This window comes from Pigmentiphaga litoralis, assembly GCF_048632615.1.
In the GTDB taxonomy this organism is placed as follows: domain Bacteria; phylum Pseudomonadota; class Gammaproteobacteria; order Burkholderiales; family Burkholderiaceae_B; genus Pigmentiphaga; species Pigmentiphaga litoralis_B.
Window position 1 is genome coordinate 904,059 of record NZ_CP184479.1, and the last position, 22,757, is coordinate 926,815.

Consider the following 22,757-nt stretch of genomic DNA (forward strand, 5'->3'; position numbering starts at 1 on the left):
CACCATCAGCGCGACGCCGCAGGCTGCATCACCTTGGCCATGGAGTCGGCCACCAGTTCGAGGTTGCCGTGGCTCAGCCCCGCCACGCACATGCGGCCCGACTTGATCAGGTACACACCATATTCATCGCGCAGGGTGTCCACCTGCGACTGGCCCAGGCCCGTGTAGCTGAACATGCCGCGCTGGGTCACGAAGTAATCGACGTCCAGGCCGGGCAGCCGGGCTTTCAGGCCGCTGCGCAGCGCCGCACGCATCTCGTGAATGCGCTTGCGCATCTGCGTGACTTCGGCGGCCCACATGGCGCGCAGTTCGGGATCGCCCAACACGCCGCTGACCACTCGGCTGCCGAACAGCGGCGGGCTTGAATAGTTCTTCCGGACCGTGGCTTGCAGCTGACCGAGCACCTGGCCGGCTTCGGCCGACGTACCGCACACCACCGACAGGCCGCCGACGCGCTCGCCGTACAGCGACATGTTCTTGGAGAACGAATTGCCCACCAGCATGGCCGCGCCTTGCGCCGCCATGTGCCGCACGACCCAGGCGTCTTCGTCCAGGCCGTCGCCAAAGCCCTGATAGGCCATGTCGAAGAACGGGATCACGTTGCGGCGAAGCAGCACGTCGGCAATGGCCGTCCACTGTTCGCGTGTGGGATCGATGCCGGTCGGGTTGTGGCAGCACGGCTGCAGCAACACGATGGCGCGAGCCGGCAGTGTTTCCAGCGTCGCCATCATCTCGTCGAAACGGATGCCATTGGTGGCCGGGTCGTAGTACGGGAAGGTATGCATGACCAGACCCGCGCCACCCAGGATGTTGTAATGATTTTCCCAGGTCGGATCGCTGATCCACAGCTCGCTATCCGGAAAGTAGGTCTTCAGGAAATCCGCGCCCACCTTCAACGCACCCGATCCACCCAGCGTATGAATCGTGGCGACGCGCTGTTCCTTGACGACCGCGTGGTCGGCGCCAAACACCGTTTCAGCGATCAGGCGGCGATACGCGTGGTCCCCTTCCATGGGCAGATACACGTGCGGCACCGATTCATCGATGCGCTGCTGCGCCAGCTCGACGCTCTTCAACACGGGAATCTTGCCTGCTTCGTCGTAGTACAGCCCGATGCTGAGGTTGGCCTTGTGCGGGCGATCGTCCTTCATGAACGTGTGCATCAAGGACAGGATGGGGTCTCCCGGGTAGGAGGGGATATGCTTGAACACGGTAATTTCCTTGGCGGTTTGCCGGGTAGTCTAAGTCAATATGGCCGAGTCGGAACACGGTCTTGTCAGTATGGAACTACAGCGCGGTCCGTACGTGCCACAGCTCGGGAAACAGCACGACGTCCAGCATCTTGCGCAGGTAGCTTACGCCGGCGGTGCCACCCGTGCCGCGCTTGAAACCGATCACCCGTTCCACGGTGGTGACGTGGCGGAATCGCCACTGGCGGAACGCATCTTCCAGGTCGATCAGCTTTTCGCCCAATGCGTACACGTCCCACCAGCCATGCGTGTCGCGGTACACCGTCAACCAGGCCAATTCCACCGACACATCGGACGTGGTCGGCTGCGTCCAGTCGCGTTCCAGCCGGCCAGCGTCGATGGCCAGACCCCGGCGCGCCATCAGCGCGATGATCTCGTCGTAGATCGACGGCGCATGCAGCGCCGCCACCACCAGCGCATTGCGCTCGGCATGGTGTTCATGAGGCTGCGTCATGGCCGGGTTCTTGTTGCCCAGAATGAATTCGATCTGACGGTACTGGTAGGACTGAAACCCCGACGATGCGCCCAGCACGTCGCGGAATTCGGAGTATTCCGAAGGTGTGAGGGTGGACAGGACCGTCCAGGCCTGCACCAGTTGTTCCATGATCCGCGACACCCGCGCCAGCACCTTGAGCGCCGGCTCGACCCGGTCGGTCCGGATGTAGTCCCGGGCCGCCATCAATTCATGCAGGGCCAGCTTCATCCAAAGTTCACTGGTCTGGTGCTGCACGATAAACAGCATTTCGTCATGGTGGGTCGAAATCGGATGCTGCGCGCTGAGCAGCGCGTCCAGCGACAGGTAGTCGCCGTAGCTCATCGATTTGTCGAACTTCATCTGGGCATCGTGCCAGGCAGGCGGATTGGCGGCCGGCGCTTGGTAGGGACAGGACATGGCGGTCTCGGTGTCAGAGGTGACGGGGGCCACTGCAATGCAGCAACATGCGTCCATCTTATAGAAGGGCGCCTCGAATGTGCTGGCGTTGATGCACCGTTTATCGTCCAATAACCGCAGGATATTTCGTATGGCGCATCCGAAGGAGCAATTCATGCGACTAAATCTGGACAAGATCGATCTGCGCATACTTGAGTGCCTGCAGGCGGAAGGCCGCATCAGCAACCAGGACCTCGCGGCGCGCATCGCCCTGTCGCCCTCCGCCTGCCTTCGGCGCGTCAAGCTGCTGGAAGATGCCGGTGTCATCAGCGGGTACAAATGCATGCTGGATCCGGTCAGGCTTGGGCTGGAAGTCGAAGCCGTCGTGCACGTCTCCATGCGCCATGAAGTCCCGAACTGGCATGAAACCTTCGTGACGGCACTGCAGGACTGGCCTGAAGTCGTGTCCGCCCGCATCGTGACAGGCGGCGCCAATTACATGCTGGTGGTACGCACGCGCGACGTAAGCCATTACTCCGATTTCATCGTGAACCGGCTGTACCGCGCGCCTGGTGTACGGGACATCCAGTCGAACATCGTGCTCGGATCCATCAAGCAGCACACCTCTGTTCTGGATGTGCTGTCGGTGAAAAGCGGCAACTGATGGCATTCGTTTGATGGACCCTTAGATGGGACGCTCCGTCGGCTTCCTGTCGCGCATCCGGGTTAACCCGGACTAAACTCCATCATGCGGTGACCGACACCAGCCTGGAACACGTACTGCAACTGGACTAGGGCGCCTTGTGCTACTCCTTTGGACCCTTTCGCCGATGGGCGGTGCAGCAACATTTGGCGACACTATGTCAACTGCCTTGGAGGAGTTGCCATGTCGGCCCTGGATCCGATGATTTTCCACCCTTCTATCCTGAATCCCCTGATGCTGATGGGATTCGCCATCCTTGCCTACCTTGCGGGCGTGGCCACGGCTGCGTGGTGGTTTCGGCACGGACGCCCGGCCGCGATCGAACAGGACTACCAGCCAGAGCAGAACTAGCCATTGGGCGGCTGGGCACCCTGCTTGCGCAGGCTCAGCCATCGAAGCCGTCCAAGAGCCGATGCGTGGCCTATCCTTCAGACCAAGCCCTAACCCCCGACAGACCGTTCGGCAAGTTCCTGATCCCGCTACTGCTGGCGATCCACGTTTTTTGGCTGGTGCTGATGGGCCGCAGCGCAATCTGCCCCTGTGGCGTCGTGTCGCTCTGGCAAACGGGTTCCGACGCCGCCCAGAACTCCCAGCAGGTTGCCGATCCGTACTCGTTTTTGCACATGATTTTCGGGATGGCCCTGTCGCGCGGCTTCCGGCGCCTGCGCCCGACCTGGCGCGTGGCCGACCTGGCTTTGCTGGCCGTCTTCAGCAGCACGGTATGGGAAGTGGTGGAAAACACACCCTGGGTGATCCAGTTGATGGACAACGCCGCCAATGCAGCGCCCGATTATGACGGCGACAGCATTCTGAATTCCCTGGCCGACACCGGCTTCGTCATGCTCGGCTTCTGGGCGGCGCGCCTGCTGCCGTTGGCGGCGTCGATCCTGCTGGCGGTCGCGCTGGAGGTGCTGGTGTCGTGGATGATCCACGATGGCCTGGTGCTGGCCACCGTGCGGATCGTGTACAACCTGCTGCAGTGAGTGCGGGGCAAGAAAAAGCCCCGCGGTCATGACCTGGTTCATGACCAGGATCTGACTGCGGGGCTTCAAGAAATCCGCAGATCGGGCTTGCTGCATGGAGTTCACCCCATGGGACCCGCCCAACCTTCGTCTTTCAAATTGGTGCCGATGATCGGAATCGAACTGACGACCTTCGCATTACGAATGCGCTGCTCTACCAACTGAGCTACATCGGCTTGTACCACCCGCTGGCAGAGGCATGGCATTGCATGCATCGGTTTTGCCGATCCAGCTTTGCTGCTCTGTAGCGTAGCCCGCAATTCTAGCAAAGAATTTGGCAGAAATTCAAGGGGCGGGCATTTTCTTTATCAGACGCCAACAGAATGGGCCAACCCGCGCCGCCTACGCCGCGTCCACCTTGCGCGACAATCCCTTGGGCAACGGAAAGGACACGCCCTCTTCCGCGCCGTCCATGGTGCGGACCGAGACGGCGCCCAATTCCTTTAGGCGAGCGATCACTTGCTGCACCAGCAGTTCAGGTGCCGAGGCACCCGCCGTAACGCCGACGCGGCTGCGGTTGGTCAGCCAGGAAGGATCGATGTCTTGCGGACCGTCGATCAGGAAAGACATGGCGCCCTTGCGCTCTGCCACTTCCCGCAGGCGGTTCGAATTGGAGCTGTTGACACTGCCGACAACCAGTACCAGATCGCATTCGGGCGCCATGATCTTGACGGCGTCCTGGCGGTTCTGGGTGGCATAACAGATGTCGCTACGCTTGGGTTCGACGATGCCCGGAAAGCGCGCCTTCAAGGCGTTGGCGACTTCGGCGGCATCGTCCACCGACAGCGTGGTCTGCGTGACATAGGCCAGGCGTGCGGGATCCGTCACCTGCAGCGCAAGCACGTCGTCCACCGTTTCGACCAGGTACATGCCGCCTTCCGACTGGCCCAGCGTGCCTTCCACTTCCGGGTGGCCCTTGTGCCCGATCATGACGATCTCGTTGCCGGCGGCGCGCATCTTGGCGACTTCGACATGCACCTTGGTCACCAGGGGGCAAGTGGCGTCGAACACTTTCAGTTCACGGCCGTCGGCTTCGCGGCGCACTGCCTTGGGTACGCCGTGCGCCGAAAACACCACGGTCGAACCCGGCGGCGCATCTTCAAGGTCGTCGATGAACACCGCGCCCTTGGTGCGCAGGTCTTCCACGACGTAACGGTTGTGGACGATTTCGTGGCGAACATAGATCGGGGCCCCGAACAGCTCCAGCGCGCGCTCGACGATATCGATGGCCCGGTCCACGCCCGCGCAGAACCCGCGAGGCTGGGCAAGGACTACGTCGACCGGCACGGCGCGACGGGTTTCGCGCGCCACCAGGCCGTCGGCGCTGGCCGGGGCGTCGGCCGCGGTCGTCTCGGCAACAGTCATCTACATCACTCCCAGGATGGCCACGTCGATCTGCAGGGCATGGCCGGCAAGCGGGTGGTTGAAATCGAATACCGCCGTCGTCGCGTCCTTCTCCTTGAAAATGCCGGAGTATTTCGCGCCGTTCGGGGCCTGGAATTCGACCAGGTCGCCCGGGTCGAAGTTCTCGTCCCCGGCGTGTTCGCGCAGCATGGCGAGCGTCACGCGCTGGATCAGTTCAGGATTGCGGTCGCCATAGGCGTGCACCGGCGCCAGGGTGTAGCTGAAGCGCTCGCCTTCGGCGTGGCCGACCAGCGGCCCTTCCATGCCTGGCGCCCACTGGCCGGCACCCAATTGCAGCGTGGCCGGGCGGCCCGTGAACGTGTCGGCAAACACTTCCCCTTCGCCCGCGCCGGACGCCAGCGAAATGCGGTAGTGCAGGGTTACGTAGGAGTCCTCACGGATAAGCAAGGACGAATCGGCAGAGGCAGAACTCAAGGTATGTCACCGTATCGATACGAGTGCGCCGCGCAGGAACACCGCGGCAAAACGCCGATTTTACCTTGGTTTGCGCGGGTACCGGCGTCGTGTGGGCGCCTCGACTTTCGTGTTCCTTTTTCCGTCTTCCCTCCCTATCGCTACCGGCAGGACCCTCATGGCTTCGACCACCTCGCTGCAACACAGCGTCCCTCTCGATGAACGTCCGCGCGAACGTCTGCAGCGCCACGGCCCCTCGGTCCTGACCGATGCCGAACTGCTGGCCGTGCTGCTGCGCACCGGCACGGCCGGATGCAACGCCATTGAACTGGGGCGTCTGCTGCTCACCCGCTTCAACGGCCTGCGCGGACTGTTTGCCGCCTCGCGCGACGATCTTCGCCTGATCGACGGGCTGGGCGAAGTCAAGGTGGGCCAGTTGCAGGCCATCCTGGAACTGGCGCGACGTGAAGTGGCCGAAACGCTGCACCGCGAAGACGTGCTGACCCATCCGTCGGCCGTCAAGCAATATTGTTCGATGGCGCTCGCGCACCGGCAGATCGAATGCTGCCTGGCGCTCTATCTGGATATGCGCAACCGCCTGATCCAGGTCACGACCTTGTCAGAAGGAACGCTGGGGCAGACCACGGTCTATCCGCGTGAGATTGTCCGCGAGGCATTGCGCGTCCACGCCGCATCGGTCATCCTGACGCACAACCATCCGTCGGGCAATCCGGAACCGAGTCCGGCGGACGAACGTCTGACCCAGCACGTCAAGAATGCACTCGCGCTGGTGGATATCCGGTTGCTCGATCACATCATCGTTGCCGGAACGGTTACCACCTCGCTGGCGGAACGTGGCGCCATGTAAACCGTGGCGTTCTCCTTGATGCATCGGCACAAGCGCTTGATTGCATTGATTTTTCCATGCTATGCTCGTGAGCTTTACGGCGTGTTGAGTGCAGCCAACGGCAAGTCAGCCGTGTAAGCCCGGCATGCTAATCCGCTCGGTGCAGTTAGTACGCGAGCGGGTGCTTACCCGCCGGGCATCCCGGATGCCCCGTTAGGCGCAACCCTGTCCGTATCACGAATTCCACGAAATAGAAGAGGTGTCGCCATGGCACGAGTATGTCAAGTTACCGGTAAGCGTCCGATGTCGGGCAATAACGTTTCGCACGCGAACAACAAGACCAAGCGTCGCTTTTTGCCTAACCTGCAATCGCGTCGTTTCTGGGTCGAAAGCGAAAACCGCTTTGTCCGCCTGCGCGTGAGCACCAGCGCACTGCGCACGATCGACAAGAACGGCATCGAATCCGTTCTGGTTGAACTGCGCGCTTGCGGCGAAGCCGCTTAATCCCGCCAATACATTTCACGCCCATAGGAAGAGATCATGGCCAAAGGCGCACGCGAAAAGATCAAGCTCGAATCCACCGCTGGAACCGGGCATTTCTACACCACGACCAAGAACAAGCGCACGACGCCCGAAAAGATGCTGATCAAGAAGTTTGATCCGGTCGCTCGTAAGCACGTGGACTACAAAGAAACCAAGCTGAAGTAAGCAAGGCGACCTGACCTCGCGACCTTTGCAGTACGCGCAGGCTGTCAGCGCTTCTACTTTGCGGTTTCCGGTCAAGGCAGCAATGCCGCAGCCAAAAAAATGCCCCTCGGGGCATTTTTTTCGTCTTGACGCCGAATAGAGCGGCTGCCCGAATAATGCGCGCTATCTATCCCAGACAGCAGGGGCTACGCGGGCGATCAGCGCCATCGACACCTACCAGCGGCAGTCACCTGGGCGATCTTCACCACCCAAGCGGACCCACTACGCAATTACTTGGCGTCGCGGGTCACTTTTTCCTGACCTTTGCGGGTATCCAGCTGCGTGGTGCCGCGCTGACCAGTCGCGCCCTGGCCCACGCCCGCAACGTTACCGCTGGGGGTAGCTGTACTGCGGTTGGTATTGGCTGCCGCCGGGTCACGCGTGCCGCCCGTCTCTGCCTGCTGAGGCGACACGACAGGTGGCGTGCGGCCCTTGGCGTCCGCGCCAGCCGGCGGATTGCTCTGCGCGAACGCGCCGCCTGCCGTCAGGCTGGCTGCCATGGCCGTTGTTACGCAAATCAGTTTGAGTGTCTTGGTCATCGTTATTCTCCTGGTGATGCGGCGCCTACCGTACAGCGCATCCATATCGCTGTAGAGCAGCGCCCGAATACGGCTGCGCCTGCACGTTGCCGCGCTCTTGCGTCATGGCCGCCTAGTGTGCGATACCACGCCGGGACCATCGGCCCCTTTCGCATGGATCGCCGTCTTGCCCTTACTCGATCGTTTCGAAGAGCTCGCTCAGCACGAAGGCCAGCAGTTCCTCCTTTTCAGATTCCGGAGCGCCCTTCATGGACTCCAGCAATCCGGCCGCCAACGTGTGGGCGGTCATGTCATGTTTTTCTGGACCCTGGCTGCGCCAGTGCACATACGCATCGATAGCCATCTGCCGCGTTGCGACAAATTGCTCGCTGAAGTCCTTGACGGGAATCGGCACGACATTGGATCTCATGGTCAACCTCTTGCATGTTTAACGGCATTGGGATGAATGCGATTACCGCTATTGGTGAACAACTAGCAAGGGGCGTACCCGACCTGGCCAAAAGGCCCTGGCGGGTTGATGCAGCGCCCTATTCGCGCGTTACGGCGGGCGTCCAACCTGCGGTCTCAAGCTGACCTGCGTGGACGACACAGCTGGAAGGCATAAGCCCGTACGCAGGGTGATATGCCTAGCGTCAGGCGCAAAAAGGGAGCCTGACGGCTCCCCTTAATGCGCTAAGACTACTTATGAAAAACCGTCCTGGTCAGGCTGCGTAACTCCGAAGCCGGGCCGAGAACTCTTCAAGCCGCGCGATACCACTTTGCTGCGCGCGATTGCACCAATCCTGCAGGTCTTTCAACAATTGCTCGCTGGATGCCGTCGAGCGCTCCCAGATCGACGACAGCTCGCGACGCATCTGGACCAGTGTGGCTAGCGAATGATGATCCGCCAGCACCGAGGCCACTTCCGTACGATGCGCCGGCGGCAGCGATTCGTCATCAGCCAGATGGAGGAAGCTGCGCGTCCGTTTGAGAGGATGCCATGCCGCCGTTGCCGCCTTGGACGACTTCAGGCGCTGGATTTCGTCATGCGCGGCATGCTTGAGCAATTCGGCATAGCGGGCCATGATTTCATAGCGGTGCGTGATGACAGCCTGCAGCGTTTCCTGGTCGATGGCCGGCTTGGCCTCGTTCAGGCGCAGCTTGGGAGCCACCTTTTTGACCTTGGCAAGACCCAGGACCTCGAACGCGCGGATCCAGCCCCAGCCCACGTCGATTTCGTACCACTTGCTGGAAAATTTTGCCGACGACGCATACGCGTGATGGTTGTTATGCAGCTCTTCACCACCAATGATGAAACCCCACGGGAACACGTTGCGGCTGGCATCCGGGCTGGCGTAGTTGCGATACCCCCAGAAATGGCCGATACCGTTCACGACGCCCGCTGCCCAGAAAGGAATCCAGATCATTTGGACCGCCCAGACCGTCAGGCCGATCGCGCCAAACAGCAGGACATCGATGATCATCATCAGACCGGCGCCTTGCCACTGAAAACGCGAGTACAGATTGCGCTCGACCCAGTCATTGGGCGTGCCATGGCCAAACTTGGCCATCGTTTCGTCGATCTTGGACTCGGCGCGATACAGTTCGGCGCCTTCGAAAAACACCTTGCCGATGCCGAACACCATGGGCGAATGGGGATCGCCGTCGCGCTCGCAGCGCGCATGGTGCTTGCGGTGGATGGCAACCCATTCCTTGGTGACCATGCCCGTGGTCAGCCAGAGCCAGAAGCGGAAGAAGTGAGCAATCGCGGGATGCAGGTCGAGCCCCCGGTGAGCCTGGCAACGATGCAGGTAAATCGTCACGCTCAGGATCGTCACATGGGTGACGGCAAGCGCAAACAACAGAATCTGCCACCACGCGGCGTCAAGCAAGCCGTTGGACAGAAACGAAAGCAACCAATCCATAAAACCTCACAGGCCAGGCGGAAAGCATCACCGTCGGCACAAGGGGCAAGGTATGCCCCGCCAGCCGGGCATCGGATAGACGCCTTCGCTGAACAACAAGCCTCACTCGCACTTCCAACGCTCCGGGCTCGTAGCGGAACGCTCAATCAATGTAGCTGACCCCAACGTGGATCAGTCAGGGGAAAAGCCATCCGATTGGACGGGATTTTCCCTTAAAGGGTTCCCCTGGAGGCGCCCATTTCTGACACAGCCCTGAAATACACCGGCAGGCCGCGGCGTCAAAGATACCGTGACTTCGCCACTGCCACACGCCCTTTTTCAGGGTCCAAGCGCAGCGGTCATGGCATCGAGGCCAATGCGACCTTGCTGACGCCCGGACGGCCTGCCAGCGTCCTAGGCAGGCTGCTCTTCCGTACCATCGAGCGCTACCTGTGGCGGCAATGCATCATCGGCTGGATCGACCGCCAGTTCTTCCGTCGTTTCAGGCAAGGCCGCCGCTTCGGCATCGGCCTTGGGGGCGTCGCCGCCGCCTTGCGCTGGAACACGGCGGCAAAGAAGCCGTCGGTGCCATGGATATCGGTGCGCAGCTTCAGGTAGGGACCGGTCAGATCCAGGCCCGTGACCCGGTCGCCCAGGACCTCGGACGCCGCCAGCACTTCAAAGTCGGGATGCGCCGCCAGGAACGCGTCGACCTGGTCTTCGTTCTCGACCCGCAGGATGCTGCAAGTGGCATAAACCAGGCGGCCGCCCGGTGCAACGCAACGCGATGCCGCCGACAAGATGCTGCGCTGCATGACGCACAGTTCGGACACCGACTCGGGTGTCTGACGCCACTTGAGGTCGGGATTGCGGCGCAGCGTGCCGGTGCCGCTGCAGGGCGCGTCGACCAGCACCCGGTGCGCCTTGCGAGCCAGGCGCTTGACGCGGGCGTCGTTTTCATTGGCGATGACGATAGGAACCACGTTCGACAGACCACTGCGGGCCATGCGCGGCTTGAAGCGCGTCAGGCGGGTCTGCGACACGTCCAGCGCATACAGGCGGCCGGTCGAGCGCATCAGGGCGCCCAGCAACAGGGTCTTGCCGCCAGCGCCCGCGCAGAAGTCGATGACCATTTCGCCGCGGCGAGGCGCGACCAGCAAGCCCAGCAACTGGCTGCCTTCGTCCTGCACTTCGATGCTGCCGTCTTCGAAACGCGACCAACGGTTGAGCGCCGGGCGGCCCTGCAGCCGGATGCCGAACGGCGAATACGGCGTTGGCTCGACCTCGGCATCTTCCACCCCGGCACGCAATTCGGCCAGAATGGTGTCGCGATCGATCTTCATGGGATTGATCCGGATGTCGAGCGGCGCCGCGCGGTTGAGCGCCATCAGCAAACGCTCGCTGTCAGGTTCGATTTCCAGCGCTTCGGACAGCCAGTCAGGCACGCTCAGGCGCACTTCACGCGGCAGGGATGCCGGCGAGATGCGCAGCACGCGGCCCAGCCAGTCGGATTCTTCTTCGCCAAGGACGGGACGTACCTGTTCCGGACCGAGCACCGACGCCAGGCCCAGGATCGCCAGACGCCGCGTGGCGGCGCCCCGCCCCCTTCGGCCACCTGGCGATAGCGGCGCAGATGGCGCAGCACGTCGTAGATGGCTTCGGCTACGGTGCCACGGTCGCGCATGCCCAGCTTGGGGTTGTTGCGGAAGTAGCGCGACAGCGTCAGGTCGGCCGGGCCGGACCACTGCAGGATTTCCCCCAGCGCATCCCGGACCTGCTCGATACGCACGGCGATGGGATGCGACGGCGTGCGCGGGCGCGCCGTGCCTTCGGCACCGGCCACACGGTCGCGCGGCGTCCGGGCACCGTCGGCACGGGGGGCGCGGTCGCCTTCCGGGCGTGGGGCGCGGCCACCATCGCGGCTTGGGTCACGGTCGCCGCGTTCACCGTCGCCGCGCGGCGCGGGCGGCCATGCGTCACGATCACCTTGATTCGCGCCGGGCGCGCCCGGACGGTCCAGGCGCGGGCCGCGTGTGTCGGCCGAAGGCGTGCCCCGGTTCGTATCGCGCCGCTCGGAACGCCGATCAATACCGCGGCCGCCTGGCGCGGCGCCTTCGTGACGCGGAGCGTCAGCGTCCCCGCGGCCATGCGGCGCGCCGGCTGTGGGCCGGCGCAGCGGCGAGGCCGGGCGCGATTTGGACGGGGGACGGGGGGCGGAGGGCCGCGCTGGCTTCATACTGTTTCTCGCAAGGTTGCCGAACGGGCAACCGGTAATTGGGGAATGTCGGCAGAACCGGGAGCCACTTGGGCGGAGAACGCCCCAGACGCGACGGCCGACGCAGCGGCTGCGGCCGGGCGAGCCGGCGCCGACAAGGTCGCAGCGGACGCCGGAGCTGCAGCAACGGATGCCTGGGGTGCAGCTGACGTAGCCGCCACAGCCGCCGGCGTTGCTGCTTCCAACGCCACACCGAATTCACATAGCCGCCGGGTCACGCCTGCCACGCTGACGCGATCGCCAACTATCTGGACACGGCCTTCGGCCAGCCACTGCGCCACCGCCGGGTAGACCTGATGTTCAACCTGCAACACCCGGGCCGACAGGCTGTCCGGGGTATCGCCGGCTTCGACCGGCACGACGCCCTGGGCGATGATCGGACCATGATCGAGCTGCGGCGTGACCACGTGGACCGTGCAGCCATGCACCTGCACACCCGCATCCAGCGCCTGCTGGTGCGTGGCCAGGCCGGGGAACAAAGGCAGCAGCGACGGGTGGATGTTGATCAACCGGCCAGCGTAATGGTTGACGAAACCGTCGGTCAGGATCCGCATGAAACCCGCCAGCAGCACGTAGTCGGGCGACAGGGCATCGATTTCCTGCGCCAGCGCCGCGTCGAACGAGGCACGGTCGGTGTGACCCAGGTGCGACACGACACGGGTGGGGATCCCCCGGGAGGCGGCCCATTCCAGGCCGGACGCCGAGGCACGGTTGGCGATCACGCCAACCACCTGGGCGTGAAGTCCGCGGGTGCGGCAGGCGTCGGCAATGGCTTGCATATTGCTGCCACGCCCGGAAATCAGGATCACGAACCGGCACGGCCGTGACGAAGAAAATAAGGGTGCTTGCATCGGCGGATTATAGCATCGGGCCCCCGGCTCCCAGGCAAAAAACTCCTATAATTCAACGTTCTAGGACGTTTTCGTCCACTCTGGATCGACGCGCCCGCGCCACGTTTGCATGGAGTCGCGGCGCTGGCCGTCGTAGAATCCAGTTCTTGCCCAGCCCATTCGTTGTCCAGCTCATTCGTGAATCCGGTTTGAACCCTGTCCCGACCGCCGCCGCCCCGTCCACCGCCGGGCCCGCGGCCACCCAGCCCACCCTGCGCATCTTCCGGGGCCTGCCGCCGCCGTCGCTGCGGCAGCCGTGCGCGCTTACGATCGGGAACTTCGACGGCGTCCATCGGGGCCACCAGGCCATGCTGGCCAGGGTCAAGGCCGCGGCCGACGCGCAGGGGCTGATCCCCACCGTCATGACGTTCGAGCCGCATCCCCGCGAATACTTCGCCAACTACCATCGCCGTCCCGAACTGGCGCCCACCCGCATCGCGGGGCTGCGCGATCAGCTGTGCGCGCTGGGCCGCGCCGGCATGCAACGCGTGGTGGTGCAGCGGTTCAATGCCCATCTGGCGTCGATGCCGGCGCAGACCTTCATCGACCATCTGCTGCTCGATGGCCTGCACGTGAAATGGCTGTTGATCGGAGACGACTTCCGTTTTGGCGCGCATCGCAGCGGCGACCTGGCCTTGCTGCAACAGAACGCGGCGCGGCACGGATTTCACGTCGAATCGATCGGGTCCGTTCTGGAAGCCGGCCAGCGCATCTCGAGCTCGGCCATCCGCACGGCGCTGGCCGTAGGCGATCTGGATCGCGCGACCACGCTGCTGGGCCACCCGTACAGCGTCAGCGGCCATGTGATCCACGGCCAGAAGCTGGGCCGCACGCTTGGCTTTCCCACGCTGAACCTGCGCATTTCGCACAACTGTCCGGCGCTCTCGGGCATCTTCGTCGTGCAGGTGCACGGACTGGGTCCGTCACCGCTGCCCGCCGTCGCCAGCCTGGGCGTGCGCCCTACCGTCGATGATAGCGGACGCGTGCTGCTTGAAGTCCATGTCTTCGATTTCAGTGGAAACGCTTACGGTAAACTCGTCCAGGTGGAATTCCTGAAAAAACTGCGCGATGAAGAGAAGTACATCGATCTGCCGACGCTGACGGCAGCGATCGAGAACGATGCGCGCCTGGCCCGTGCGTTCTTCGGCGCAGACTTCCCTGGCCAGATCCCTCCGGCGAACGCCGCCACCGATCGAATTCGAACCGGTGGCGCGGCGTAACACTGCCGCGTTCATCTTCCCGCCCAGTCGTTAGTGCCCGCCCCGCGTACGGGGCCGATGTGCGATTTTGTGTGTTTCCATGGACTACAAGAAAAGCCTCAACCTTCCCGATACCCCCTTCCCGATGCGCGGCGACCTGGCGAAACGCGAGCCGCAGTGGGTCAAGGCCTGGGAGGAAAAACGTGTGTACCAGGCCATCCGCGCAGCCTGCGCCGGACGCCCCCGTTTCGTGCTGCATGACGGCCCCCCGTATGCGAACGGCGACATCCACATCGGACATGCCGTCAACAAGATCCTGAAAGACATCATCGTCAAGAGCCGCACGTTGGCGGGCTTCGACGCGCCCTATGTGCCCGGCTGGGACTGCCACGGCATGCCGATCGAGATCCAGATCGAAAAGCAGTTCGGCAAGGGCCTGCCCGTGGCCGAGGTGCAGGCCAAGGCCCGCGCCTACGCGACCGAACAGATCGCCCGCCAGAAGGAAGATTTCAAGCGCCTGGGCGTACTGGGCGATTGGGACAACCCCTATCTGACCATGAACCACCGGAACGAGGCCGACGAGCTGCGCGCGCTGGGCACGATCCTCGACAAGGGGTTCGTGTTCCGCGGCCTCAAGCCCGTGAACTGGTGTTTCGACTGCGGTTCGGCCCTGGCCGAAGCCGAAGTGGAATACGCGGACAAGGTCGACCCGGCCGTGGACGTGGCCTTTCCGTTCGCCGACAAGGCGGGGCTGGCCAAGGCCTTTGGCCTGGGCGGCGCCAATGACATCGAAGACGGCGCCATCGTCATCTGGACGACAACGCCATGGACCCTGCCGTCCAACCAGGCCCTGAACCTGCATCCGGAATTCAGCTACGCGCTGGTCCGTACCCGCCTGGCCGGCCCCTACGGCACCATGCTGATCCTGGCCGAAGAACGGGTCGAAGCCTGCCTGAAGGCCTGGGACATCGAAGGCGATGTGGTCGCGACCTGCAAGGGCGCCGCGCTGGACCACATGACCTTCCATCATCCGCTGGCCAAGGCGGCCAAGGGCTACGAGCGCGTGTCGACCGTCTACCTGGCCGACTACGTCACGCTCGACACCGGCACGGGCATCGTGCATGCCGCGCCGGCCTATGGCGTGGATGACTTCATCATCTGCAAGGCCAACGGCGTCAAGGACAGCGACATCATCAGCCCGGTGCTGGCCGATGGCGTGTATGCGGCCTCCCTGCCCCTGTTCGGCGGCCAGAAGATCTGGGACGCCAACCCGCGCATCGTCCAGGCGCTGGAAACGGCCGGCACGCTGATGAAGGTCGAAAAGTACAAGCACAGCTACATGCACTGCTGGCGGCATAAAACGCCGATCATCTTCCGGGCGACCAGCCAGTGGTTCGCCGGCATGGATGTGCAGCCGCACGAATCGGGCGCCGAGGCCGTTGCGGGCGGGCAGGCCGACACGGCCGCCGACACGCTCGACGCGCCGTCGGCCCTGTCGACGCGCGGCACGCTGCGTGAACGCGCGCTGGCCGGCATCGAGCACACCCAGTTCTTCCCGGCCTGGGGCAAGGCGCGCCTGCACGCGATGATCGCGAACCGGCCCGACTGGACCCTGTCGCGGCAGCGCCAGTGGGGCGTGCCGATGGCCTTTTTCGTGCACAAGGAAACCGGCGCGCTGCACCCTCGCACGCCCGAACTGATCGAAGCCGTGGCCAAGCTGATCGACGCGGGCGGCATCGAGGCCTGGCAGTCGCTGGACATCCGCGACCTGCTGGGCGACGACGCCGACAGCTACGAAAAGAATCGCGACACGCTGGACGTATGGTTCGACTCGGGCACGACGCACCAGACCGTGCTGCGCGGCTCGCACGCCGACCAGCTTGCCTTCCCGGCCGACCTGTACCTGGAAGGATCCGACCAGCATCGCGGCTGGTTCCATTCGTCCTTGCTGACCAGCTGCATGCTCAATGGCACGCCCCCTACAAGGCCCTGCTCACGCACGGCTTCGTGGTCGATGGCCAGGGCCGCAAAATGAGCAAGTCGATCGGCAATACCGTCGTGCCGCAAAAGGTGTCGGGCTCGCTGGGCGCCGAAATCCTGCGCCTGTGGGTGGCCACCACCGACTATTCGGGTGAACTGTCCATCTCGGACGAGATCCTGAAGCGTGTGGTGGAAAGCTATCGCCGCATCCGCAACACGCTGCGGTTCCTGCTGGCCAACGTCAGCGACTTCGACGTGACCACCCAGGCCGTGGCCGACGCCGACCTGTTCGAGATCGACCGTTACGCCCTGGCGCTGACGGCGTCGATGCAAAGTGAAGTCGACGCCCTGTATGCGCGGTACGAATTCCACCCGGCGACCGCGCGGCTGCTGGCGTTCTGCTCGGAAGACCTGGGCTCGTTCTACCTGGATATCTTGAAGGACCGCCTGTACACCACCGGCGTGGACAGCGTGGCGCGGCGATCGGCGCAGACGGCGCTGTGGCACATCACCCAGACCCTGTTGAAGCTGATGGCGCCTATCCTGTCGTTCACGGCGGAGGAAGCCTGGGCGCTGGTCAAACCGGAAGCGGTCACCATCTTTACCGAGACCTACCACGTCGTGCCGGCGCAGACCGACAGCGACGCGCTGACGGCAAAGTGGCAGCGCATCCGCCAGTTGCGTGCGGACGTGACCCGCAAGCTGGAAGAAGTGCGCACCGCGGGCGGCATCGGATCGTCATTGCAGGCCGAGATCGACCTGTACGCCAATCCTGCGGACCACGCGATCCTGAGCAGCCTGGGAGACGACCTGCGCTTCGTGCTGATCGTCTCGCGAGCCACCGTGCATGCGGACACCGCAGGCAATGCCAGCAGCGACCTGCGCGTGGACGTCACCCCGTCGTCCGCCACCAAGTGCGAACGGTGCTGGCACTGGCGTGAAGACGTCGGGTCGGATCCGCAGTTGCCCGAGATCTGCGGCCGCTGCGTGTCCAACCTGGAAGGCCCGGGCGAGCCGCGGGTGGCTGCGTAATGGCAACCGTCAAGACGGTAAAGGCCCCGTCGGGCAAATCGGGCGCCCCGGCCAGCGCGCGCAAGGCAGGCGCCGCGGCGCGCAACAACCCGACCATCTGGCTGTTGATCGCCGGACTGATCATCGTGATCGACCAGCTGACCAAGACCCTGATCAACCGGTCCTTTACCTACGGTGAACGCCTGCCGGTCGTGCCCATGTTCGACCTGACCCTGCTGTACAACAAGGGGGCGGCATTCAGTTTCCTGGCGGGCGCGGCGGGCTGGCAGCGGTGGTTCTTTACCGTGCTGGGCCTGGTGGTCGCGTGCGTGATCGTCTTCATGCTGGTGCGGCACGGCCACCAGAAGATGTTTGCCTGGGCGCTGGCGCTGATTCTGGGCGGCGCGCTCGGCAACGTGATCGACCGCATGATCCATGGGCACGTGATCGACTTCTTCCTGGTCTACTGGAATCAAAGCTTCTTTCCTGCCTTCAACGTGGCCGATGCGGCAATCACCGTCGGCGCCGTGTTGCTGGTGCTCGACGAGTTGTTGCGCGTGCGCAAGGCGCGCTAGGGAATCGTGATGGCAGACCTGACCGGCAAACGCATTGTGGTGGGCATGACCGGCGGCGTCGCGGCCTACAAGACGGCGGAACTGGTTCGCCGCATGATGGATGAGGGCGCGACGGTCGATGTCGTCATGACCGAGGCCGCCACCCGGTTCATTACGCCGGTCACGATGCAGGCGCTGTCCGGCAGGCCGGTGTTCGTCGATCCGTGGGACGCACGCGTGCCGAACAACATGGCGCACATCGACCTGAGCCGCGGCGCCGACGCCATCCTGGTGGTGCCGGCCAGCACGAACTTCATGGCGCGCGTGGCGCACGGGTTTGCCGATGATCTGCTGGCGACCCTGTGCGTGGCGCGAGCCTGCCCCCTGCTGATGGTGCCGGCCATGAATCGCGAGATGTGGGGCAATCCGGCCACGCAGCGCAATGCGGCGCAATTGCGTGCCGATGGCATCGTGCTGCTGGGTCCGGTCGACGGCGACCAGGCCTGCGGCGAAGTGGGATCTGGCCGGATGATGGAACCGCACGACGTCCTGCAGGAACTGATCGCGTTCTTCCAGCCCAAGCCGCTGCGGGGCGTGCGAGTGCTGATCACCGCGGGACCCACGGCCGAACCAATCGACCCGGTGCGTGTGTTGACCAATGTGTCGTCGGGCAAGATGGGGTATGCCATCGCCCGCGCGGCGCGCGAAGCGGGCGCGGACGTCACCCTGGTGTCGGGCCCGACCGCGCTGACCGCTCCGCGCGGCGTGCTGCGGATCGATGCGCACAGTGCGCGCGACATGATGGCAGCCGTCATGGCCGAAACGCCGCGCGCCGACGTGTTCATCGCGGTGGCCGCCGTGGCCGACTGGCGGGTGGCCGAGGCCAGCGCGCAAAAGATCAAGAAAACGGCGGGCGAGCCCCCCACCCTGAGCTTCGTGCAGAATCCCGACATTCTGGCCACCGTCGCCGCCCTGCCCAATGGCCCGTACTGCGTGGGATTTGCGGCCGAAACCGAACACCTGGACCAGCACGCGACCGAGAAGCGGCAGCGCAAGGGCATTCCACTGCTTGTCGGCAACCTGGCGCAGGACGCCTTGGGCGCCGACGATACGACTTTGATACTCTATGACGACCAGGGCCGCCATCCGCTGCCCCGGCAGTCCAAGCTCGCCGCGGCGCGGGAACTGGTCGCCCAGGTGGCGCGACGGCTGCCGGCGGGGCGGACGTCCACGCTGTCGGCCCAGTCGGCCCTGGTGTCGCCGGCGGCTTTGCCTTCCGCGCCGCCCTCGCCCCTGTCCCTGCCTTAACGCACCGGAGAACGACCATGCCTTTCGACGGCGAACCGCCCAACGGCGACTACGCAGGCTACATCGACCGCGTGATCAACCGTGGCACCGGCACGCCCGGCGAACAACGACTGCTCAAGAGCGGCAGCGGCGGCGTCCGCGCCCGCATGGGCATCCCTGGCCTGCAGAAAGGCACATTAAGCCCAGGCGAACAGCATTCCACCGGGACCGGCATGCCGTCGGCCCTGGTGGCGCCAGTCCCGACGTCCGACACCCTGCCCGCCGGCATCAGCGAACCCGCATCGACCACGACCCCGGCTGCGCAGCGCACGAATGTGGGCCAGGGCTTGGTGCAGACCGTGGTGGGCGGCGTGTTTGGCCTTTGGGCGGCAATCAGTCTCATCACGTCGATGTTCAGCGACCAGGGCGTGCAGCCTTATCACGTCGTGCAGATCCTGGTGCCAGCGCTCATTGCGCGTTTCCTGATCAAACGCGGCGTGGAACGGATGCGAACGAGCGGCCAATTGCCGCTGCAGACCTTCCCGCCGCTGGCGGTGAGCCGTGACGCCAAAGACAGCGGCGGACACCTGCCGACGCCGCCCGGATCGCGCCGCACGCGGGCATGAGCGCGGCGGCGGCGTCAGCCCGTCCTTTTTTCTTCCCTCCCCTTTTTCCTCACGCTGCCAGCGTGACGTCTCGTTCATGAAAAAAATTGCCGTCAAGATCCTTGACCCCCGCATGCGGGACTGCCTTCCTGCCCACGCGACCCCCGGGTCGGCGGGCGTGGACCTGCGCGCCAGCATCGATGCGCCGTTGACGATCGCCCCTGGCCAGACCGTGCTGGTGCCCACTGGCCTGGCTATCCACATTCAGGATCCGGGCTACGCCGCCATGATCCTGCCGCGCTCGGGCCTGGGGCACAAGCATGGCATCGTGCTGGGCAATCTGGTCGGCCTGATCGATTCCGACTACCAGGGCCCGCTGATGGTGTCGGCCTGGAACCGCAGCGACATGCCCTTCACGCTGGAACCCTTGGACCGGCTTGCGCAGATGGTCATCGTCCCGGTACTGCACGTGCAATTCGAAGAGGTCGATGCATTCGAAGCCACGGATCGAGGCATGGGCGGCTTCGGCAGCACGGGCAAGGGTTAAGCCATCACGGGCCTGCAGACAGGCCCGTTTTCGCCTACACTTGACAGACATCGTACATCTATCGGTTATCCTTTCTCGGACCGCTCTCCCATGACACCCTCCCTTCTGCAGATCGGTCGCCTTGCACCAGAACTCGAGGCCGAACTGGCCGCCGCGTTCCCGGTCCACCTGCTGGCCAAGGAAGCGGACGTGCCGGCTTTTCTCGAACGGCACGGCAGCACCTTCAACGGCGCCGTCACCTCGGCGCGGGTGGGCATGGATGCGACGCTGATTGACGCTTTACCCAACCTGAAGGTCGTGTCCAGCTTTGGCGTGGGCTACGAGTTGCTGGATGTCGAGGCCCTGAAGCGTCGGGGCATCGTGGCGAGCAATACGCCTGACGTCCTGAACGATTGCGTTGCCGACGTCGCCTTCGGCCTTGTGATCGACGCCGCGCGCGGCATGTCGGCGGCCGACCGCTATGTGCGGCGGGGCGACTGGCTCAAGGGCGCATTTCCGCTGCAGACGCAGGTGGCGCGCAAGCGCCTGGGCATCCTCGGCCTGGGCCGCATCGGGCAGGCGATTGCCCGGCGGTCGTCGGGCTTCGAGATGGACGTGCGCTACCATAGCCGCAATCCGGTCGAGGGGGTGGCGTGGCAGCATGAGCCATCGCTGACGGCGCTGGCCGAATGGTGCGACTTCCTGGTGGTGGCGGTGGCCGGTGGGCCATCCACCCGCCACCTGGTGTCCGCCGACGTGCTCGCGGCGTTGGGTCCCAAGGGCTTCCTGATCAACATTGCCCGAGGCACCGTGGTGGATGAAGCCGCCCTGGTTGCCGCGCTGGCCGACAAGCGCCTGGGCGGCGCCGGACTCGACGTGTTCGAATTCGAACCCCGCGTGCCGCAAGCCCTGATGACCCTCGACAACGTGGTGCTGCTGCCGCATATCGCCAGCGGCACGTTCGAGACCCGCAAGGCAATGGGCGACCTGGTGATCAGCAACCTGAAGCAGTACTTTGCCGATGGCCAGCTGCAGACGCCGATTGCCTGACCCGCCCGCTTTCGTATTGCGTTCACCTGACTTGCCTTCATCTGGATCGTCTTGCGCCCCAAGCCTCGCGCCGAACCGCGCGATCCAGATCCGCTTCCCTTTCCGACTCCAGGAGACCCCATGACCACCATTACCGGCGACATGCTCATTGGCCGCACCACTGTTCGTGGATCGGCCGCCACTCTGCGCGCCATCCAGGCCGCGACCGGCGAAGAGATCGATCCCCCTTCGGCGGAGGCGGCGAAGCCGAAGTCCAGCAGGCCTGCGATCTGGCGGCCCAGGCTTTCGATACCTATCGCGACACCACACCCGAGGCGCGCGCGGCTTTCCTGGAAGCCATTGCCACCGAAATCGAAGCAATTGGCGACACCCTGATCGAACGCGCCGCGCTCGAATCGGGCCTGCCGACCGCCCGCCTGCAAGGCGAACGCGGCCGCACCACCGGCCAGTTGCGTCTGTTCGCGAAGCTGGTGCGCGACGGCCGCTGGGTCAACGCCACCCTGGACACCGCCCTGCCCGACCGCGCGCCTCCACGGCCCGACATGCGCATGCGCAAGATCGCGCTGGGTCCGGTGGCCGTATTCGGCGCCAGCAACTTCCCGCTGGCCTTCTCGGTTGCCGGCGGCGACACGGCATCGGCACTGGCTGCCGGCTGCCCCGTCGTGGCCAAGGCCCACCCGGCCCACCTCGGCACGTCCGAACTGGTCGGCCGCGCCATTCAGAAGGCGGCCATTGCCTGCGACATGCCTGAAGGCGTGTTCTCGCTGGTGGTCGGCGCGGGCATCGAGATCGGCCAGGCGCTGGTCAACCACCCGGCCATCAAGGCCGTGGGCTTTACCGGATCGCGAGGCGGTGGCCTGGCGCTGTGCCGCACGGCGGCGGCTCGTCCGGAACCGATTCCGGTGTATGCCGAAATGAGCAGCATCAATCCGATGTTCCTGATGCCTGCCGCCCTGACGGCGCGCGGGGGCGACATCGCGCGCGGCTTCATCGACTCGTTGACGATGGGCGTGGGCCAGTTCTGCACCAACCCGGGCCTGGTGATTGCCGTGGATAGCCCCACGCTCGCCCAGTTCAAGACGGCCGTGACCGAGGCCGTGACCGCCAAGGCCGCCGGCACCATGCTGACCCCGGGCATCCACCAAGCCTACCGTCACGGCGTAAACGAACTGGCCGCGGCCAGTGGCGTGTCGCAGATCGGCCTGGGCGTGGCGGCAAGCGGCCCGCACGACGCGCAAGCCGCCGTGTTCGAGACCACCGCCGCCACCTTCCTGAAGAGCCCGCAGCTGCAAGAAGAAGTGTTCGGTCCGGCCTCGTTGCTGGTGGTGTGCGCCGACGACGCCGAGATGCGCGCCGTGGCCGAACACGTGTCGGGTCAGCTGACCGCCACCCTGCAGATCGACCCGGCCGACTACGCAGCGGCCGGCGCCCTGCTGCGCGTGCTGGAACGCAAGGCAGGCCGTGTGCTGGTCAATGGCTTTCCGACCGGCGTGGAAGTGTCGTATGCCATGGTGCACGGCGGCCCCTTCCCGGCCACGTCGGACAGCCGCACCACGTCGGTAGGTGCAACCGCCATCGAACGCTTCCTGCGTCCGGTGTGCTATCAGAACCTGCCGCAGGAACTGCTGGATGCGTCGTTGAAGGACGGCAATCCGCTGGGCCTGTGGCGTCTGGTGGACGGCGAGCTGGGTCGCGTATAA

Annotated in this window: 19 protein-coding genes, 1 tRNA gene and 4 pseudogenes; 14 read left to right on the top strand and 10 right to left on the bottom strand. The window is 64.5% G+C overall.

Going from position 1 to position 22,757, the window contains the following annotated elements:
* Positions 1-5: 5 nt before the first annotated feature.
* Complete coding sequence (locus tag ACNANG_RS04125; RefSeq protein ID WP_420226110.1) at positions 6-1,211, bottom strand: aromatic amino acid transaminase; 1,206 nt, start codon at positions 1,209-1,211, stop codon at positions 6-8.
* A 76-nt stretch (positions 1,212-1,287) separates the two neighbouring features.
* A complete protein-coding gene (gene kynA, locus ACNANG_RS04130) occupies positions 1,288-2,142 on the bottom strand; it encodes a tryptophan 2,3-dioxygenase (RefSeq protein WP_420226111.1) in 855 nt (284 codons plus the stop codon).
* Positions 2,143-2,296: 154 nt separating this feature from the next.
* Between kynA and ACNANG_RS04135 the strand changes: the two genes are divergently transcribed.
* The 3 genes from ACNANG_RS04135 to ACNANG_RS04145 all read left to right on the top strand — a co-directional run bounded on the left by ACNANG_RS04135 (position 2,297) and on the right by ACNANG_RS04145 (position 3,807).
* Entirely contained in the window at positions 2,297-2,785 is a 489-nt protein-coding gene (locus tag ACNANG_RS04135; protein WP_420226112.1) for an Lrp/AsnC family transcriptional regulator, read from the top strand.
* A gap of 222 nt (positions 2,786-3,007) precedes the next feature.
* The gene (locus tag ACNANG_RS04140; RefSeq protein WP_420226113.1) at positions 3,008-3,175 is read left to right on the top strand and encodes a hypothetical protein; all 168 of its coding nucleotides are present in this window, start codon (positions 3,008-3,010) and stop codon (positions 3,173-3,175) included.
* A 65-nt stretch (positions 3,176-3,240) separates the two neighbouring features.
* Positions 3,241-3,807: a DUF2585 family protein gene (locus tag ACNANG_RS04145; protein ID WP_420226114.1), complete on the top strand. Its 567-nt coding sequence runs from the start codon at positions 3,241-3,243 to the stop codon at positions 3,805-3,807.
* Positions 3,808-3,946: 139 nt separating this feature from the next.
* Here ACNANG_RS04145 and ACNANG_RS04150 read toward each other — a convergent pair.
* The 3 genes from ACNANG_RS04150 to ACNANG_RS04160 form a co-directional block, all read right to left on the bottom strand.
* Positions 3,947-4,022, bottom strand: a tRNA-Thr gene (locus ACNANG_RS04150).
* A 166-nt stretch (positions 4,023-4,188) separates the two neighbouring features.
* On the bottom strand, positions 4,189-5,211 hold the full coding sequence (gene ispH, locus ACNANG_RS04155; protein ID WP_420226115.1) for a 4-hydroxy-3-methylbut-2-enyl diphosphate reductase: 1,023 nt from the start codon (positions 5,209-5,211) through the stop codon (positions 4,189-4,191).
* Entirely contained in the window at positions 5,212-5,685 is a 474-nt protein-coding gene (locus ACNANG_RS04160) for an FKBP-type peptidyl-prolyl cis-trans isomerase (RefSeq protein ID WP_420226116.1), read from the bottom strand.
* Positions 5,686-5,842: 157 nt separating this feature from the next.
* Between ACNANG_RS04160 and radC the strand changes: the two genes are divergently transcribed.
* From radC to rpmG, 3 genes are all read left to right on the top strand, one after another.
* On the top strand, positions 5,843-6,532 hold the full coding sequence (radC, locus tag ACNANG_RS04165; protein WP_420226117.1) for a RadC family protein: 690 nt from the start codon (positions 5,843-5,845) through the stop codon (positions 6,530-6,532).
* 246 nt (positions 6,533-6,778) lie between these two features.
* The gene (gene rpmB / locus ACNANG_RS04170) at positions 6,779-7,015 is read left to right on the top strand and encodes a 50S ribosomal protein L28 (RefSeq protein ID WP_420226118.1); all 237 of its coding nucleotides are present in this window, start codon (positions 6,779-6,781) and stop codon (positions 7,013-7,015) included.
* A gap of 36 nt (positions 7,016-7,051) precedes the next feature.
* Positions 7,052-7,219, top strand: coding sequence for a 50S ribosomal protein L33 (rpmG, locus tag ACNANG_RS04175; RefSeq protein ID WP_179590194.1), 168 nt, complete (start codon positions 7,052-7,054; stop codon positions 7,217-7,219).
* 269 nt (positions 7,220-7,488) lie between these two features.
* Here the strand turns inward: rpmG and ACNANG_RS04180 are convergent, their stop codons facing one another.
* From ACNANG_RS04180 to purN, 5 genes and pseudogenes are all read right to left on the bottom strand, one after another.
* Positions 7,489-7,797 (bottom strand): hypothetical protein, encoded by a 309-nt coding sequence (locus tag ACNANG_RS04180; RefSeq protein WP_420226119.1) that lies wholly within the window; start codon positions 7,795-7,797, stop codon positions 7,489-7,491.
* A gap of 172 nt (positions 7,798-7,969) precedes the next feature.
* A complete protein-coding gene (locus tag ACNANG_RS04185) occupies positions 7,970-8,206 on the bottom strand; it encodes a hypothetical protein (RefSeq protein ID WP_420226120.1) in 237 nt (78 codons plus the stop codon).
* A gap of 292 nt (positions 8,207-8,498) precedes the next feature.
* A complete protein-coding gene (locus ACNANG_RS04190) occupies positions 8,499-9,701 on the bottom strand; it encodes a DesA family fatty acid desaturase (RefSeq protein ID WP_420226121.1) in 1,203 nt (400 codons plus the stop codon).
* A gap of 425 nt (positions 9,702-10,126) precedes the next feature.
* Positions 10,127-11,469 (bottom strand): annotated as a pseudogene (locus ACNANG_RS04195) (RsmB/NOP family class I SAM-dependent RNA methyltransferase).
* Between the two features lie 689 nt (positions 11,470-12,158).
* Positions 12,159-12,806: pseudogene (purN, locus tag ACNANG_RS04200) on the bottom strand (phosphoribosylglycinamide formyltransferase); the annotation flags it as partial.
* 251 nt (positions 12,807-13,057) lie between these two features.
* Here purN and ACNANG_RS04205 point away from each other — a divergent pair.
* From ACNANG_RS04205 to ACNANG_RS04240, 8 genes and pseudogenes are all read left to right on the top strand, one after another.
* Positions 13,058-14,065: a bifunctional riboflavin kinase/FAD synthetase gene (locus ACNANG_RS04205; RefSeq protein WP_420227447.1), complete on the top strand. Its 1,008-nt coding sequence runs from the start codon at positions 13,058-13,060 to the stop codon at positions 14,063-14,065.
* Between the two features lie 79 nt (positions 14,066-14,144).
* Positions 14,145-17,056 (top strand): annotated as a pseudogene (gene ileS, locus ACNANG_RS04210) (isoleucine--tRNA ligase).
* Positions 17,056-17,610: a signal peptidase II gene (gene lspA / locus ACNANG_RS04215; RefSeq protein WP_420226122.1), complete on the top strand. Its 555-nt coding sequence runs from the start codon at positions 17,056-17,058 to the stop codon at positions 17,608-17,610. Before ileS ends, lspA begins: the two are co-directional and overlap by 1 nt.
* Positions 17,611-17,619: 9 nt before the next feature.
* A complete protein-coding gene (gene coaBC / locus ACNANG_RS04220) occupies positions 17,620-18,897 on the top strand; it encodes a bifunctional phosphopantothenoylcysteine decarboxylase/phosphopantothenate--cysteine ligase CoaBC (protein ID WP_420226123.1) in 1,278 nt (425 codons plus the stop codon).
* A gap of 17 nt (positions 18,898-18,914) precedes the next feature.
* A complete protein-coding gene (locus ACNANG_RS04225; RefSeq protein WP_420226124.1) occupies positions 18,915-19,502 on the top strand; it encodes a hypothetical protein in 588 nt (195 codons plus the stop codon).
* 76 nt (positions 19,503-19,578) lie between these two features.
* Positions 19,579-20,028, top strand: a complete 450-nt coding sequence (gene dut / locus ACNANG_RS04230) for a dUTP diphosphatase (RefSeq protein ID WP_420226125.1) — start codon at positions 19,579-19,581, stop codon at positions 20,026-20,028.
* A gap of 90 nt (positions 20,029-20,118) precedes the next feature.
* Positions 20,119-21,057, top strand: a complete 939-nt coding sequence (locus ACNANG_RS04235; protein ID WP_420226126.1) for a 2-hydroxyacid dehydrogenase — start codon at positions 20,119-20,121, stop codon at positions 21,055-21,057.
* Positions 21,058-21,177: 120 nt separating this feature from the next.
* Positions 21,178-22,757, top strand: a pseudogene (locus ACNANG_RS04240) (aldehyde dehydrogenase (NADP(+))).

Coding starts and splice junctions, on each gene's coding strand:
- kynA (WP_420226111.1), bottom strand. CDS start 2,142: ATGTCCTGTCCCTACCAAGCGCCGGCCGCCAATCCGCCTGCCTGGCAC.
- ACNANG_RS04135 (WP_420226112.1), top strand. CDS start 2,297: ATGCGACTAAATCTGGACAAGATCGATCTGCGCATACTTGAGTGCCTG.
- ACNANG_RS04140 (WP_420226113.1), top strand. CDS start 3,008: ATGTCGGCCCTGGATCCGATGATTTTCCACCCTTCTATCCTGAATCCC.
- ispH (WP_420226115.1), bottom strand. CDS start 5,211: ATGACTGTTGCCGAGACGACCGCGGCCGACGCCCCGGCCAGCGCCGAC.
- radC (WP_420226117.1), top strand. CDS start 5,843: ATGGCTTCGACCACCTCGCTGCAACACAGCGTCCCTCTCGATGAACGT.
- rpmB (WP_420226118.1), top strand. CDS start 6,779: ATGGCACGAGTATGTCAAGTTACCGGTAAGCGTCCGATGTCGGGCAAT.
- rpmG (WP_179590194.1), top strand. CDS start 7,052: ATGGCCAAAGGCGCACGCGAAAAGATCAAGCTCGAATCCACCGCTGGA.
- ACNANG_RS04180 (WP_420226119.1), bottom strand. CDS start 7,797: ATGACCAAGACACTCAAACTGATTTGCGTAACAACGGCCATGGCAGCC.
- ACNANG_RS04185 (WP_420226120.1), bottom strand. CDS start 8,206: ATGAGATCCAATGTCGTGCCGATTCCCGTCAAGGACTTCAGCGAGCAA.
- ACNANG_RS04190 (WP_420226121.1), bottom strand. CDS start 9,701: ATGGATTGGTTGCTTTCGTTTCTGTCCAACGGCTTGCTTGACGCCGCG.
- lspA (WP_420226122.1), top strand. CDS start 17,056: ATGGCAACCGTCAAGACGGTAAAGGCCCCGTCGGGCAAATCGGGCGCC.
- coaBC (WP_420226123.1), top strand. CDS start 17,620: ATGGCAGACCTGACCGGCAAACGCATTGTGGTGGGCATGACCGGCGGC.
- ACNANG_RS04225 (WP_420226124.1), top strand. CDS start 18,915: ATGCCTTTCGACGGCGAACCGCCCAACGGCGACTACGCAGGCTACATC.
- dut (WP_420226125.1), top strand. CDS start 19,579: ATGAAAAAAATTGCCGTCAAGATCCTTGACCCCCGCATGCGGGACTGC.
- ACNANG_RS04235 (WP_420226126.1), top strand. CDS start 20,119: ATGACACCCTCCCTTCTGCAGATCGGTCGCCTTGCACCAGAACTCGAG.